This window comes from Herbaspirillum autotrophicum (assembly GCF_001189915.1).
Taxonomy (GTDB): domain Bacteria; phylum Pseudomonadota; class Gammaproteobacteria; order Burkholderiales; family Burkholderiaceae_D; genus Herbaspirillum; species Herbaspirillum autotrophicum.
The window spans coordinates 106,794-121,755 of record NZ_LFLS01000003.1 but is presented as its reverse complement, the minus strand read 5'-3'; the positions used below and the strand labels follow the sequence as shown (position 1 = coordinate 121,755).

Below are 14,962 nucleotides of genomic sequence, written 5' to 3'. Positions count from 1 at the left end.
GCCTGTACCGGTGTTTCCATACGGAACAATGTGGCTTGATTCTACCGCAGCCCCTGCCAAAACGGGGTTTTGCCCGGGGCTTTCCTGATCTGGCGCAAACCGGCGTGTTTTATTCGCCGGGTGCAAAGCGCGTCATAAACTCGTCACAATTGCTGGTTACAGTTCATCCCGTCATAGAGTGCATTGCAACATTGAGCTTCAGGCCGGAGATACCGGCGATACCGATGGTCCTGCGATGCACTCCGGACCAACTATCTCTTCAATCACAGGAGTATCAAATGGGATTCAATCAGGGGTTTAATCAGATCGTCAAATCGGTAGCGGTCGCGGTATGCGGTACGGTAGCCTTTTCTGCAGCAGCACATGCCGCAGAAATCACTGGCGCCGGCGCATCGTTTCCTTATCCGATTTATGCCAAATGGGCAGAATCTTACAAAGCAGCAACCGGTAACAGCCTGAACTATCAATCGATCGGCTCCGGCGGCGGTATCAAGCAAATCAAGGCCAAGACTGTCGACTTCGGTGCTTCCGATGCGCCGTTGAAGCCAGAAGAGCTGGAAGCCGATGGCTTGACACAATTCCCGGCAGTGGTCGGCGGCGTGGTGCCGGTGGTCAATCTGGAAGGCGTCACACCAGGTCAACTGAAGTTGTCCGGTCCGGTTCTGGCCGACATCTACTCCGGCAAGATCGCCAAGTGGAACGCACCTGAAATCGCTGCACTGAACGCCGGCGTCAAGCTGCCAGCGGAAGATATCACTGTTGTGTACCGTTCGGATGGTTCGGGCACATCGTATGTGTTCACCAGCTACCTGTCGAAAGTCAGCGCTGACTTCAAGTCCAAGGTTGGTGCCGGTACTGCAGTCAAATGGCCGGTCGGCGTCGGTGGCAAGGGTAACGAAGGTGTTGCTGCCAACGTACAAAAGGTCAAGGGTTCGATCGGTTACGTTGAATACGCTTACGTAAAGAAGAACAAACTGCTGTACACACAACTGAAGAATCGTGACGGCGGCTTCGTGTCCCCTGACGATACAACGTTCAAGGCCGCAACTGCTGCTGCTGACTGGGCCAAGACACCAGGCTTCGCAGTGGACTTCACTGATGCCGCCGGCAAGAACAGCTGGCCTATCAGCAGCGCTACTTTCATCCTGTTGCACAAGGCACAAGCTGCTGACGGCGCCAAGGGCAAGGAAGTCCTGAAATTCTTTGACTGGGCCTACAAGAATGGCGGCCCTGCAGCTTCCGATCTGGACTACGTGCCACTGCCAGCTTCGGTCGTGAAACTGGTTGAAGATTCCTGGAAAGCAAACCTCAAGGATAGCGGTGGCAAGGCAATCTGGTAATTCAGTGACGCAGTAACACATTGACTGTGTTGACTTGACTGGCCGTCGCAGCCGCGGCGGCCAGCATTGAATGGTAAAAAAATCATGAGCGCAAATATCTCCGCCACTACCATGTCGAATACCGATCTGGAACAGAAAGCCGCCGCAGCCAATCAACAGCACCAAAAGCTGTTGGCAACGATGGGCAAGCAACGCATACAAGATTTCCTCTTTCATAAAGTCACGCTGACTTTCGCATTGACCGTGTTGTTGATGCTCGGCGGGATTATCGTTTCCCTGTTTATCGGTGCCTGGCCGGCGTTTCACGAATTCGGCCCCGGCTTCATCACGCGTGTGGAATGGGATCCGGTCAACGACCAATACGGCGCACTGATCGCCATCGTCGGCACCTTGTCGACGTCCATCATTGCCCTGGTGATCGCGTTTCCGGTCAGCTTCGGCATCGCCTTGTTCCTCACTGAAATCTGCCCCAGCCGCCTGCGTCGTCCGTTAGGTACTGCAGTAGAGTTGCTGGCCGGCGTGCCGAGCATCATTTACGGCATGTGGGGTCTGTTTGTATTTGCACCGCTGTTTGCCGAATACGGCCAGCCCTTCATGAAAGCCACACTCGGCCAGTTGCCGGTGATCGGCATGTTGTTTCAAGGCCCGACCATGGGTATCGGCATTTTCACTGCCGGCCTGATCTTGTCGGTCATGATCATTCCGTTTATCGCCTCGGTCATGCGCGATGTGTTTGAAGTGGTGCCGGCAGTCTTGAAAGAATCGGCTTACGGCCTCGGCTGTACCCGTTGGGAAGTGGTGCGCAAGGTGGTGCTGCCTTACACCAAGACCGGTGTGGTCGGCGGCGTGATGCTGGGACTGGGACGCGCGTTGGGCGAAACCATGGCGGTCACGTTCGTGATCGGCAACTCGCATCGCCTGTCGTGGTCGCTGTTCGCCGCCGGTAACAGTATCGCCTCGACGCTGGCCAATGAAATCGCCGAAGCGTCGTCGACGTTGCATGTGTCGTCACTGTTCGCACTCGGCCTGATTCTGTTCGTGATTACATTTATCGTGCTTTCCGCAGCCAAGATCATGCTGATGGGAATGTCGCGCAAGGAAGGCGCCAAATGAGCCAGACTCCAGTTACTACTGCCGAAGCCGCGGCACCGATGAATCCGGTGTATCGCAAGCGTCTGATGCAACACCGGGTCGGCATGATCTTTTCTTTTCTCGCCATGGCGCTGGGTCTGCTTGTGCTGGCCTGGATTCTGCTGACGCTGGTGGTCAAGGGTTTCGGCGCACTCAACTTCGGTCTGCTGACACAAAATACGCCATCGCCAGGCGGTGAAGGCGGCGGTTTGCTGAATCCGATTGTCGGCAGCTTCATGATGGTCGGCGTCGCCACGCTGATCAGTACCCCGATCGGCATTCTCGCCGGCATCTATCTGGCGGAATACGGCGAAGAAAGCAAACTGGCGCAAACCACGCGCTTCGTCACCGACATCATGCTGTCGGCACCATCGATCGTGATCGGTTTGTTCATCTACGCGATTTATGTCGCCAACGTCGGTCACTTTTCCGGCTGGGCCGGTACCTTCGCGATCTCGCTGATTGCGATTCCGGTGGTGGTGCGTACTACCGACAACATGCTCAAGCTGGTGCCGAGCAGCCTGCGTGAAGCCGCGTTCTCGCTCGGCGCGCCGCGCTGGAAAGTGGCGCTGCTGGTGCGTCTGCGTGCGGTCAAGGCCGGTGTGGTTACCGGTGTGCTGCTGGCGGTGGCGCGTATTTCGGGTGAAACGGCGCCGCTGCTGTTCACTGCGCTCAACAACCAATTCTTCAGCACCAACATGAATCGTCCGATTGCCAACCTGCCGGTGGTGATCAACCAGTTTGCCATGAGCCCTTACGATAACTGGGTGTCGCTGGCATGGGGCGGGGCGTTGCTGATTACCTTCAGCGTTCTGGCATTGAATATTTTGTCGCGGACCTTGTTCAGCCAAAAAGTCCCGGGCTAACCTTTTAAGTGAACGATATGACTACTCAAACAGCAACGTCAGCAGACAAGAAAACGACCATTGAAGTGTCGCAACTGAATTTTTACTACGGCGGCTTTCAGGGTCTCAAGAACATCAATCTGAACATCATGGAAGGCAAGGTGACTGCGTTCATCGGCCCGTCCGGTTGCGGCAAGTCGACCCTGTTGCGCACCTTCAACCGCATGTATGACCTGTATCCGGGACAACGCGCCGAAGGCAAGATCATCTACGCCGGCAAGAACATCCTGGAAGCCGGCCAGGATCTGAACATGTTGCGCGCCAAGGTCGGCATGGTGTTTCAGAAGCCGACCCCGTTCCCGATGTCGGTCTACGACAATATCGCCTTCGGTATCCGTCTGTATGAAAACCTGCCCAAGGGCGAAATGGACGAGCGCGTCGAATGGGCGCTGAACAAGGCCGCCTTGTGGGGCGAAGTCAAAGACAAGTTGAACAAGAGTGGTCTGTCGCTGTCCGGCGGTCAGCAACAGCGTCTGTGTATCGCCCGCGGTGTGGCGGTCAAGCCGGAAGTGCTGCTGCTCGATGAACCGACGTCGGCACTTGATCCGATTTCGACTGCCAAGGTGGAAGAACTGATCGGTGAACTCAAAAAAGACTACACCATCGCCATCGTCACCCACAACATGCAGCAAGCAGCGCGCTGTTCGGATTTCACTGCCTACATGTATCTGGGCGAGTTGGTGGAATTCGGTGAAACCGACCAGATTTTCATGAACCCGGCGCGTAAAGAAACACAAGACTACATCACCGGCCGCTTCGGTTGATGGGGCGCGGCATAAGCTACTGCGCGTGCCGATCTCCGAGTGACGATGCGCGCCGTACCCCAGTACGGCTGCGCTTCTCACTCAGACCTCGGTACTGCTCGCGACGCTACTGCCGCACCCTGTGAGTTCTACCAATTTAACTATTTTAAGGACGTGACATGACAGGCGATCACTCTTCCAAGCAATACGACGCGGATCTGGAGACCATCCGTTCCAAGGTGCTGGCCATGGGCGGCATGGTGGAGCGGCAGTTTCAGGACGCGATTGCGGCATTCCGCACCGGCGACGTCGAACTGGCCAAGCGCGTGATGAAGGACGACGAAAGCGTCAACCGGCTGGAAGTCGAACTGGATGATGCCTGCAGCCACCTGATCGTGCGCCGCCAGCCGACCGCCAACGATTTGCGTACCGTGATGGCGACCATCAAGAGCATTACCGATCTGGAACGGGTCGGCGATGAAGCGACCAAGATTGCGCGCAGTGCGATTCACCTGCACAAGCGTGGCGGCATGACGCTGATCAATCATTATGAAACCGTGCGCAGCATCGCTGAAGAAGCGTCGGAAATGTTGCGCAGCGCGCTGGATGCTTTCGCCCGTCTGGACGACAAGCAAGCCGAAGCGCTGATCGCACAGGACGCCAATATCGATCACGGCTTCCGTTCCATCACCCGCAGTCTGGTGACCTTCATGATGGAAGATCCGCGCACGATCTCGACTTCCATCGATACCTTGTGGGTTGCCAAGGCGATTGAACGCATCGGCGACCACGCCAAGAACATCGCCGAATACGTGATTTACGTGGTGGGCGGCAAGGATATTCGTCACACCGACTTCGGCGCTGCCAAGATCGTGCCGGCGGATAGCGAATAAGAATCCTCCGGCCCCGGCAGCGGGGTCGGTCAAGACCATCAAGAATCTGAAGTGATAACCGCAAATACATGACTACCATCCTGATCGTTGAAGACGAACCGTCGATTGCCGAACTGATCGCGTACACGCTCAAGGAAGCGGGGTGGTCCAGTTTTGTCGTCTCCAACACCGCAGCGGCCTGGGAATTCGTGCAGCGCCGCGCGCCGCAACTGGTGCTGCTGGACTGGATGCTGCCGGATCGCAGCGGCTTGCATCTGTTGTCGCGCATTCGCGGCGACCGCCAGTTGCAGCAATTGTCGGTGATCATGCTGACCGCCAAAAGCATGGAAGAAGACAAGATCGCCGGCCTCGACAACGGCGCCGACGATTACATCACCAAACCGTTTTCGCCGCGCGAACTGACGGCCCGCATCAAGGCCTTGTTGCGCCGCAAGAGTCCGGAATTCGCCCAGGAAGAAATGCGCATCGGTCCGGTCACGCTCGATCCGGCCAGTTGTTCGGTGTCGCTGGCCGACCTCAAGATCGATATCGGCCATGCCGAATACAAGTTGCTCAAATTCTTCATGGCGCACCCGGACCGGGTATTTTCCCGCAGCCAGTTGCTGGACCGGGTCTGGGGCGATCACGTGGTGATCGAAGAACGCACCGTGGATGTTCACGTGTTGCGTTTGCGCAAAGCCTTGCGCGAAGCGGAATACCTCATCAAGACGGTACGTAGTGTAGGCTATATGCTTTCAGCGAAATAAATCGAACCGTCGTCATGAGTCCACAATTGCTGTTCTGGGTGCCGGCCGCCTTGCGCTTTCTCGTTTGCGTGGCCGGCGTCGGCATCATCTGGTTTTTCTTCGGGGCCACCGCCGGTTTGCTGGTGGCCTTGCTCAGCATGGGTGCGCTGGCGTTTACCCAATTGCATTACCTGTATCGGCTGGGTAGCTGGCTGGATAATCCGGGCCAATCGAAATTGCCGGATGGCTGGGGCGCCTGGACCGACATCTTTGCGCGCCTGTATCGCCTGCGCCGCGACGATGAAAAGAATCAGACTGAACTGGCCGAATGGCTGGCGCGCTTTCGTCAGGCCATGAGCCTGCTGCCGGACGGCGTCGTCATCATGGATGACGTGCTGTTTCTGGAATGGTGCAATCCGGCCGCGCAAAAGCATCTGGGTTTGCAACTGGACCGCGACAAGGGCATGCGTGTCACCAATCTGATCCGCAACCCGGCCTTCATCGATTACATCATTCTCGGCCGTTACGAACAGCCGCTGATTCTGAGCTTGCAGGAGCGCAAGCTGATCGTGCAAATCATTCCGTTTGAAAACCGCCGTCAGATTCTGGTCACGCATGATGCGACCGAGTCGGAACGGATCGACATGATGCGCCGCGATTTCATCGCCAACGCCTCGCACGAATTGCGCACGCCGCTGACCGTGATCAACGGTTTTCTCGAAATTGCACTGGCTCAGCCGAATCTGGCGCCGGAGACCCGCACTGCGCATCTGACGCTGATGACCGAGCAAGGCCAGCGCATGCAGAACCTGATCGGCGATATGCTGACCCTGACGCGGCTGGAGTCGGTCGACTATCCGCTGCGCCCCGAGCGGGTACAGATGAAGCCGTTGCTGGAAGGCATACTGGAAGAAGCGCGGGCGCTGTCGGCCGGCAAGCATGTCATCACGCTGGATGTGGATGGTCCGGATTTGCAGGGCAGTCTGGATGAATTGCGCAGCGCGTTCAGCAATCTGGTCTCGAATGCCATCCGCTACACGCCGCTGCACGGCACCATCAGTATCAGTTGGGAACGCAAGGGCGATGGCGCGCAATTCAAGGTGCGCGATACCGGCATCGGCATCAGTCCGGAGCACATCTCGCGCCTGACCGAACGGTTTTACCGGGTCGACAAGAGCCGCTCGCGCGAAACCCAGGGCACCGGTCTCGGACTGGCGATTGTGCGGCACGTACTGATCCGCCATCGGGCCACGCTCGGGATCGAATCCGTGCCGGAAGTGGGCAGTACGTTTGCCGTCTTGTTTCCGGCCAATCTGCTGATCGAAGAGTTCGTGCCGCAAAAAGACAGCGTTTCTCGTTAACTGTCGGTTGTCGTTAATGTAACTTTTGGTTATCGTCTCGCGGGTAGTTGAATAAGGATCCCGCGCAGATGACGCACTTCCCGGCAGCACGACATTATCCCGACACCACCTTTATCAATGCCGACCTGGTACTCGTCTGCCATGGCGAACTGACGAGTTTTTCGCAAGAGCTGGAATCTCGCGGATTCCTGGTCCTGGGCGTGCATCAAACTGATGACGGACTGTGGAAAGCATGCTTTGCGCTCGATCATGAAAGCGGCGAAGCCAACTTTCAAGTCCTGCTGCAACGCCTCTTGAGTGGCCTCGAAGCGTTGCCCCAAGGCTGGATGAACCGCTGGAACACACTAAGCTGCCGCAGTCTGGATCTGGGCTTCGAAGCCGGCACCGAAACCCGTCACTACAGCCGTCGGATCAGTACCGGGCTGTTGCGGCGGATGGTGGCGCTGGACATCGAACTGGTCATCACGATCTATGCGCCGGTACCGGAGCCACTGAGCCTGGCCGTGATCTGAGCGCTTCAGGTTGCGCTTCAGGCCGACGGCGCATGCGCCAGAAAAATATCGCGCAGCCAGTTGCCGGCTTGTCCCAGTCCGCGCTGGCGCGACCAGATCGCGTGTACCTGAATCCGGCGCGGCCAGCCGGGCGCGTTGAGTTCCATCAGTTCGGCGGCGGCAAAGCGCTGCACGATCCAGCGCGGCAACGCCGCCCAGCCGAAACCGAGCTCGGTCATTTCCAGCAAGATCAGATAACTCGACGACGACCAGCGTATGCCGCGCTGATCGGGACGCACATCGTCGCGATAGGTTTTCAGCCGCAATTCGCGCGTGGCACGCAGCATGTCGCCGCTGACCGACGCGTGTTGTGCCAGTACATGGCTTTTGCTGACATACAAACCGATTTCCGATTGCGAGGCGATGGTTTCAAAACCGATATCTTGCGGGTACGACTGTTGCGCCGCCACCAGCGCCAATTGCACGCGGCCCGATTGCACCAGCGCCACGGCGTCTTCATCCTCGGCAATCATGCATTCCAGTTCGAGATCGGGATAGCGCCGTTCCAGTTCTTCCAGATTCTTTTCAAACACATCCGACTGATAAGTATCCGACAAGGCAAAGCTCAGTTGCGCTTCCAGTCCGCCGGCCAGACGCTGCGCCGAGCGATTCAGGCGGTCGGTGGCGTCGAGCACCTGCTGCGCATGCGCCAGCAAGGCATAACCATGTTCACTCAGGGTCGGCCGGCGCGTGCTGCGGTCGAACAAGGTGACGCCGAGATCGATTTCCAGATTGGCAATCGCCTCGCTGACGGTGGATTGCTGTTTGTTCAGTTTGCGCGCGGCAGCCGAGAACGAGCCCAGCGTGGCGGCTTCGACAAACATCAGGAGGGCATCGAGAGAATGGGTCATATCGGTTATTCCGATGGTAATTGATTTAATTCTATCAGCTTGGTCGATCATAATGATGACGTTAATGAACATGATCAAGATCAGGGGAGTATCCGATGTTGTCGCAAAAGACGATTTATGAACGCTGTTTCCATGCCGTATTGTTTGAAATCCTCGCCTTGCTGCTGTGCGCGCCGGTGGTGTCCATGGTGCTGGGCGTATCGATGACGCACGCCGGCGCACTGACGCTGATGATTTCACTGGTGGCAATGACCTGGAACATGATTTTCAATGCGCTGTTTGAACGGCTGGAGCGGAAGCGCGGCTGGACCCGTACCTTTGCCGTGCGCAGCGTGCACGCTTTGCTGTTTGAAGCCGGCCTGATTCTGGCGGTAGTGCCGCTGGCGGCGTGGTGGCTGGATATTTCGCTGGTGCGGGCGTTTGTTCTGGATATCGGCCTGGTATTGTTTTTCTTGCCGTACACCATGCTCTACAACTGGGCTTATGACGTGGTACGTGCCGGCATCATGCGCAAACGGCTGCAAGCCTGAACGCCTGAACCCTCCGCGTGAGTCGGGTAATAAAAAACGTCCGTTACGGTAATTGCCGTAACGGACGTTTTTGTTACCGGCGATCAATACCAACATGATCGCCGCCAGCAACAGCGATTTATTTCTGCACCGGTTCGCGGAAGTAGATCTTCTTTGGCAAGGCCCACAGCAACAGGGTCGCACCCAACAGGCATTCCAGCGCCACCACATACAAGCCCAGCGACGCACTGCCGGTCACGTCGCGAATCTTGCCGACCATGTAAGGGGTGATGATGCCGCCCAGCTGACCGACCGAGTTGATCAGCGCAATACCGCCGGCAGCCGCCGCGCCGCTCAACACCCGCGGTGGCAAAATCCAGAACAGACCGATGCCGGCGATGATGCCGGTGGCAGCGACCGACAACCCGATGACCAGCACGATAGTCTGGTCGCCGAAGTAGGCACTGACGGCATAACCGACCGCGCCGGCCAGCGCACAACCGGCCAGATGCCAGCGACGTTCACCGGTGCGGTCCGAGCTGCGGCCGATCAGGATCATGCCGATGGCGGCCGACAGATATGGAATCACGGTGATCAGACCAATGATGAACGTATCGTCAGTACCGGCGGTCTTGATCAGTTGCGGCATCCAGAACACCAGACCATAAATGCCCGAGGCCAGCACCAGATAAATCAATGACATGGTGATGGTCGACGGTTGCCTGAGCGCGTCGCGGAACGAATGCACGGCATCGCTTTTCGGTTCTTCGGCCAGGCGTTGCAGCAGCAATTTCTTTTCAGCGTTGGTGAGCCACTTGGCATCTTCGATCTTGTTATCGATGACGATCCAGCAAATCACGCCGAGCACGATGGATGGAATACCTTCGAGCAGGAACAGCCATTGCCAGCCGTGCAGCGAACTGACGCCGTGGGTGAACTTCATGATGCCGCCCGAGATCGGGCCGCCGATCATGCCGCATACGGCAATCGCCGCCATGAACAGCGAATTGATGCGGCCGCGCTGCCTGGACGGGAACCAGTTGGTGAAGAAGTACAGGGCGCCCGGAACGAAGCCGGCTTCCAGACTGCCGATCAGAAAGCGCAGAATGTAGAACGAGGTTTCACTGGTGACAAACATCATGGCTGCCGAGGCGATACCCCAGGTAATCATGATGCGGGCGATCCAGCGTTTCGGACCGACCTTGTGCAAAATCATGTTGCTCGGAATTTCAAACAGAAAATAACCGACGAAAAAGATGCTGGCGCCGAGACCGTAGACGGCATCGCTGAAGCCGAGGTCGCTTTGCATTTGCAACTTGGCGAAGCTGATGTTGACACGGTCCAGATAAGCGAACACAAAACAGACCACCAGAAGGGGCACGAAGCGCAGCGTGATGCGACGATACAGTTTGGCTTCTGTATCCTGCGCGACGGCTGAATTGGGTACTGCTGACATTACATTTCTCCTCTGAATCTCAGGAACGGGGACGCAAGTCACCAGCCAGCGCTGTGGTAGCAGGCCGGCAGTGGCTTTGGTTTTTTTTATTCGGGACCGGCACACGGCGGGTAGCTTGGTGCGGGTCTGGTTATTGATGCTATCCGCCGCAGCGGATAGCAGGTGTAGTACGACTGATCAGTGCGTGATCAGTAAGTGGCGCGACCGCCGGACAAATCGAATACCGATGCCGTGGTAAACGAATTTTCTTCCGATACCAGCCAGGCCACCATGGCAGCGATTTCATCGACTTTGACAAAACGACCACGCGGGATTTTCGACAGCATGTAATCGATATGCTGTTGCGAAACCTGTTCCAGAATGCGGGTTTGCGCCGCTGCCGGAGTGATCGCGTTGACAGCGATATTCTTGGTGGCGGTTTCCTTGCCCAGACTCTTGGTCAGTGCAATCAGGCCCGCCTTGGCGGCGCTGTAAGCCGACGCCGTCGGGTTACCTTCCTTGCCGGCGATCGAAGCGATGTTGACGATGCGGCCATAGTTTTGCGCGATCATGCGTTGCACCACCACCTGATTGACATAGAACGCGCCATTCAGATCGATGTTGATTACGCGTTGCCATTCTTCCGGCGAGTAATCGGCAACCAACGCATTTTGACCGGCGATACCGGCGCTGTGCACCAGAATGTCGACCGACTGCGTGACTTTTTCAGTGGCTTCCATGGCGCGTACCACGGCAGCCTGATCGGCAATGTCGACCGACACGGTTTCAACGTGGCCGAGCGGCTCCAGCCTGGCGCGTGCTTCTGCCAGCATGGCGTCGTCCAGATCCCACAGTACGACCTTGGCCTTGCCTTGCAGCAGACGTTCGGCGATGGCATAGCCAAAACCCTGAGCACCGCCGGTAATGACGGCGCTGCGACCTTGAAAATCATAGTGATTCATTGCTTGCTCCACTGGATGAGAGGATATGCATTCGGACCGACCGCGCACGACGCCGGCGCGCGGTCAGCAAGCCTGGGGGAATCAGGCGTTGATGGTCTTTTGTTGCTGTTCGCCCAGACCTTCGATGCTCAGACGCATGGTTTGACCCGCAGTCAGATACACCGGATTCGGCTTGACGCCCATACCCACGCCTGGAGGCGTACCGGTCGAAATCACATCGCCAGGTTGCAGGCTCATGAATTTGCTCAGGTAGGAAATGATGAACGGCACGTTGAAAATCATGGTGTTGGTATTGCCGTTCTGATAGCGCTTGCCATCCACTTCCAGCCACAATTGCAGATTGTTCGGATTGGCGACTTCGTCGCGTGTCACCAGCCATGGGCCGATCGGACCGAAGGTATCGCAACCCTTGCCCTTGTCCCAGGTGCCGCCGCGTTCTGTCTGGTATTCGCGTTCGGAAACGTCATTCACCACGCAATAGCCGGCGATATGCGACAGCGCATCTTTTTCTTCGATGTAGCTGCCACCCTTGCCGATGACCACGCCCAGTTCCACTTCCCAGTCAGTCTTCTTGGAGCCGCGTGGAATCTTGACATCGTCATTAGGACCGACCACGGCCGAAGTCCACTTGTTGAACACCACTGGCTCAGCCGGAATCGGCAAGCCGGATTCGGCAGCGTGATCCGCGTAGTTCAGGCCGATACAGATGAATTTACCGATATTGCCGACACAGGCACCGATACGCGGATTGCCATCCACCAGCGGCAGGCTTTGCAGATCCAGCGCGCGCAGCTTGGCCAGGGTCGCGTCGTCCAGTGCGGCACCGTTGACGTCCTTGATATGTGCCGACAGATCGCGGATGTTGCCAGCCTGATCCAGAACGCCAGGTTTTTCTTGGCCAACAGGGCCGTAACGGAGTAATTTCATTGCTCTTCCTTTGAGTGAAAACTTGCTAAAGAATAGGTGATGTCAATCGTCATGCCGTCTTTGTGAATCTGCGGCGTACTGGTCCTGCTTGGGAATCGAGATAATACCAATTAATTGGTAAGACCACCAAACAAGTTTGGTTTGCACCTGATGAAAAAAAGGAATCACCGGTGTTTCGTTTGAGATTCTTTTGACCCGGTATTTGATTCAGTTATCTTTGGGCGGTGATCTTGATACTGTCGTTGTTAATATTGCCATTTGATTACATTTTTAAATTAATGGTTTTTAACTTAGTTGAAAAATATTTGACAATGAAGGAGCGATTCACGGATCGCTCATGCGGTAAGGAAAACGATAAATCACGATATGCCAACCAATTTTGAGCAATCCCGAGTTGGCCGCATTTAGCTGGCGCAACTTGGATTTCTTGCGGAAATAACTCCTGCGCTCCTGGCGCAAGTATTTCGTGGTGATCGGGTGATAAAGAATCCTAACGACGAACCAGCGAGCGTCTTGTTGGATAAAATTGCGAATTCGGTTCAACAAAACGCTCACTCAAGAAAGCTGCTTGATATATGCCCATATTCAAAGTTAACACCGGTAAGCTGAAGAAGCTCAGTGCCATTCCCCTCGACAAGGAAAAAAATCTTCAGCAACTCTTGGAAGCCAACTTGATGGAGGTACTGGAGCTGCGGTTTCTGGCGAGCGAGTACGCAACAACCTTTGGTGGCCGTATCGACACGATTGCAGTAGACACTGATGGTGCGCCGGTCATCATTGAATACAAGCGCAATAAAAATGACAATGTGATCAATCAAGCGCTTTCTTATCTGAAATGGCTAAAGACGCAAAAGCCCGGATTCTTTGAAAAGTTGATGATGGACACACTTGGCAAGGAGATTGCCGATAGCATCAAGCTCGACTGGAATAATCCACGCGTGATTTGCATTGCCGAGTCGTATAGCAAATTTGATACTGATACGGTGGAGGTAGTCCCGCTACGTATTGAACTATTCCGGTACCGTTACTATGAAGACAATGTCTTTGCGCTGGATCCCGTGACTTTAGCAGAGCCGCCATTGCCGCAGCTTATCCAATATCCTGATTTGAAGACAGTAGAACAGAATACGCCGTTACTAGAGGAGCTCCGTAGCAAGGGATCTGATGCCGTACGCGATTTGTTTGATGAGCTTAGGGAGCGAATATTGGCTCTCGATGAATCGATCAGCGAAAAAGCCAACACGCTCTATGTCGCCTATCGGATATCGAAAAATTTTGCTGATGTGCACATCGGTAAAAATCACTTGAAAATTCACCTTCGCCCCATCGATTTCAATGACCCACTGGGCATGGTCGAAAAAATCCCGGAAGGTTATAACTGGACCATGGATCGGAGAGTGTACGTAAAGACGTCCGATGACCTCGAATATGTGATGGGCTTGATCGAGCAATCGTACAAAAACGTGCTTTAAGGGGGCAGGACGTCGCATGACGTGGTTACTTCGTAGTTCTGATCAATTCGGAACTCCAACTGCGGCGAGAAGGCGTATGCAGGTCCTTTCCAGTTGCACTGCGCGATTGAGGAAGTTGGCTTGCTTACCTTTGCCGCTGCCGGCTTTCAGCTACAATGGCAACGCCCGTCCGGGCTGCGATTTCCCTATTCAGAATGTCATGCTTGCTCGCCGTCGTTTATTCCTCGTTTCTCTGGCTGCACTCCTTTCCGCCTGTTCCACGTTTTTACCGACCGGCAGCACGCCCGGCGACACTGCGCCAGTCGCCGTAGTCAAGCCGCCGCAGCGCATCAAGATCGCGCTGGCATTGGGCGGCGGCGCGGCGCGGGGGTTTGCGCATGTTGGTGTGATCAAGGCGCTGGAGTCGCAGGGCATTTTCCCGGACATTGTGGTCGGCACCAGTGCCGGCAGTCTGGTCGGTGCTTTGTATGCGGCGGGCAACAATGGCTTTGCCTTGCAAAAGATGGCGCTCGATATGGATGAGGCCGCGATCTCGGACTGGTCGGTGCCGTTTTTCTCGAAAGTCAGCGGCGTCTTGAAAGGCGAGGGCGTGCAGGCGTATGTGAATCGTGCCGTCAATAATTTGCCGATCGAGAAATTCAAGATTCCGTTCGGCGCCGTGGCGACCGATTTGCGCAGCGGTCAGCCGATTTTGTTCCGGCGCGGCAATGCCGGGATTGCAGTGCGAGCGTCGTCGGCGGTGCCGGGAGTGTTCCAGTCGGTCAAGATTGGCGATCACTATTATGTCGATGGCGGTCTGGTGGCGCCGGTGCCGGTCAATTTTGCGCGCGAGATGGGGGCGGATTTCGTGATCGCGGTGAATATTTCGGCGCAGCCGGAAGCGCAGGGCTCATCGACTTCGGTTGATGTCATGCTGCAAACCTTCGCGATCATGGGACAGAGCATCAACAATTACGAACTCAAGGGTGCTGACGTGGTGATACAGCCGAGTCTCGGCGCCATGAAAGGAAGCGATTTTGCCGGCCGCAACGTGGCGATTCTGGCAGGTGAACAGGCGGCGATGAAGGCGATGCCGGAAATCAGGCAAAAGCTGAAACTGAAAAGCGGGAATTGAACTGCGGAAACTGAGTGGAGGCCTCAGCGGATGAGGTCAGGTA

The 14,962-nt window shown here is 56.0% G+C and carries 16 protein-coding genes; 11 read left to right on the top strand and 5 right to left on the bottom strand.

The genetic code is table 11. The annotated features are described in order from the left end of the window. The first annotated feature begins 278 nt into the window (after window positions 1–278). The 8 genes from pstS (at window position 279) to AKL27_RS03210 (ending at window position 7,610) form a co-directional block, all read left to right on the top strand. The gene (pstS, locus tag AKL27_RS03245; protein WP_050461326.1) at window positions 279–1,340 is read left to right on the top strand and encodes a phosphate ABC transporter substrate-binding protein PstS; all 1,062 of its coding nucleotides are present in this window, start codon (window positions 279–281) and stop codon (window positions 1,338–1,340) included. A 111-nt stretch (window positions 1,341–1,451) separates the two neighbouring features. Then, the gene (gene pstC, locus AKL27_RS03240) at window positions 1,452–2,453 is read left to right on the top strand and encodes a phosphate ABC transporter permease subunit PstC (protein WP_050461325.1); all 1,002 of its coding nucleotides are present in this window, start codon (window positions 1,452–1,454) and stop codon (window positions 2,451–2,453) included. Beyond that, window positions 2,450–3,337 (top strand): phosphate ABC transporter permease PstA, encoded by an 888-nt coding sequence (gene pstA, locus AKL27_RS03235; RefSeq protein ID WP_050461324.1) that lies wholly within the window; start codon window positions 2,450–2,452, stop codon window positions 3,335–3,337. The genes pstC and pstA overlap by 4 nt, the downstream gene beginning before the upstream one ends. Window positions 3,338–3,354: 17 nt before the next feature. Continuing rightward, window positions 3,355–4,140 (top strand): phosphate ABC transporter ATP-binding protein PstB, encoded by a 786-nt coding sequence (pstB, locus tag AKL27_RS03230; RefSeq protein WP_050461323.1) that lies wholly within the window; start codon window positions 3,355–3,357, stop codon window positions 4,138–4,140. A 158-nt stretch (window positions 4,141–4,298) separates the two neighbouring features. Continuing rightward, entirely contained in the window at window positions 4,299–5,012 is a 714-nt protein-coding gene (gene phoU, locus AKL27_RS03225) for a phosphate signaling complex protein PhoU (protein WP_050461322.1), read from the top strand. A 68-nt stretch (window positions 5,013–5,080) separates the two neighbouring features. Next, on the top strand, window positions 5,081–5,758 hold the full coding sequence (locus AKL27_RS03220; RefSeq protein WP_050461321.1) for a response regulator: 678 nt from the start codon (window positions 5,081–5,083) through the stop codon (window positions 5,756–5,758). 14 nt (window positions 5,759–5,772) lie between these two features. Then, window positions 5,773–7,098, top strand: coding sequence for a phosphate regulon sensor histidine kinase PhoR (phoR, locus tag AKL27_RS03215; protein WP_050461320.1), 1,326 nt, complete (start codon window positions 5,773–5,775; stop codon window positions 7,096–7,098). Between the two features lie 68 nt (window positions 7,099–7,166). Continuing rightward, window positions 7,167–7,610: a hypothetical protein gene (locus tag AKL27_RS03210; RefSeq protein ID WP_050461319.1), complete on the top strand. Its 444-nt coding sequence runs from the start codon at window positions 7,167–7,169 to the stop codon at window positions 7,608–7,610. A 17-nt stretch (window positions 7,611–7,627) separates the two neighbouring features. On the opposite strand, the gene AKL27_RS03205 is transcribed toward AKL27_RS03210, so the two are convergent. Then, entirely contained in the window at window positions 7,628–8,500 is an 873-nt protein-coding gene (locus tag AKL27_RS03205) for a LysR family transcriptional regulator (RefSeq protein ID WP_050461318.1), read from the bottom strand. Window positions 8,501–8,595: 95 nt separating this feature from the next. Between AKL27_RS03205 and AKL27_RS03200 the strand changes: the two genes are divergently transcribed. Next, window positions 8,596–9,030 carry a multidrug/biocide efflux PACE transporter gene (locus AKL27_RS03200; RefSeq protein WP_050461317.1) on the top strand — a complete coding sequence of 145 codons (435 nt, stop codon included), beginning with the start codon at window positions 8,596–8,598 and terminating at the stop codon, window positions 9,028–9,030. 118 nt (window positions 9,031–9,148) lie between these two features. Here the strand turns inward: AKL27_RS03200 and AKL27_RS03195 are convergent, their stop codons facing one another. From AKL27_RS03195 to AKL27_RS27525, 4 genes are all read right to left on the bottom strand, one after another. Further along, the gene (locus tag AKL27_RS03195) at window positions 9,149–10,465 is read right to left on the bottom strand and encodes an MFS transporter (RefSeq protein ID WP_050461316.1); all 1,317 of its coding nucleotides are present in this window, start codon (window positions 10,463–10,465) and stop codon (window positions 9,149–9,151) included. Window positions 10,466–10,653: 188 nt separating this feature from the next. Beyond that, window positions 10,654–11,406 (bottom strand): SDR family oxidoreductase, encoded by a 753-nt coding sequence (locus tag AKL27_RS03190; RefSeq protein WP_050461315.1) that lies wholly within the window; start codon window positions 11,404–11,406, stop codon window positions 10,654–10,656. Between the two features lie 81 nt (window positions 11,407–11,487). After that, entirely contained in the window at window positions 11,488–12,333 is an 846-nt protein-coding gene (locus tag AKL27_RS03185) for an ureidoglycolate lyase (RefSeq protein ID WP_050461314.1), read from the bottom strand. Window positions 12,334–12,657: 324 nt separating this feature from the next. Continuing rightward, on the bottom strand, window positions 12,658–12,888 hold the full coding sequence (locus AKL27_RS27525; protein ID WP_157056772.1) for a hypothetical protein: 231 nt from the start codon (window positions 12,886–12,888) through the stop codon (window positions 12,658–12,660). A gap of 20 nt (window positions 12,889–12,908) precedes the next feature. On the opposite strand from AKL27_RS27525, the gene AKL27_RS03180 reads away from it, so the two are divergent. Both AKL27_RS03180 and AKL27_RS03175 read left to right on the top strand, forming a co-directional pair. Next, window positions 12,909–13,805 (top strand): DUF5655 domain-containing protein, encoded by an 897-nt coding sequence (locus tag AKL27_RS03180; RefSeq protein WP_050461313.1) that lies wholly within the window; start codon window positions 12,909–12,911, stop codon window positions 13,803–13,805. Window positions 13,806–14,004: 199 nt separating this feature from the next. Continuing rightward, window positions 14,005–14,919, top strand: coding sequence for a patatin-like phospholipase family protein (locus AKL27_RS03175; RefSeq protein ID WP_050461469.1), 915 nt, complete (start codon window positions 14,005–14,007; stop codon window positions 14,917–14,919). Window positions 14,920–14,962: the final 43 nt, after the last annotated feature.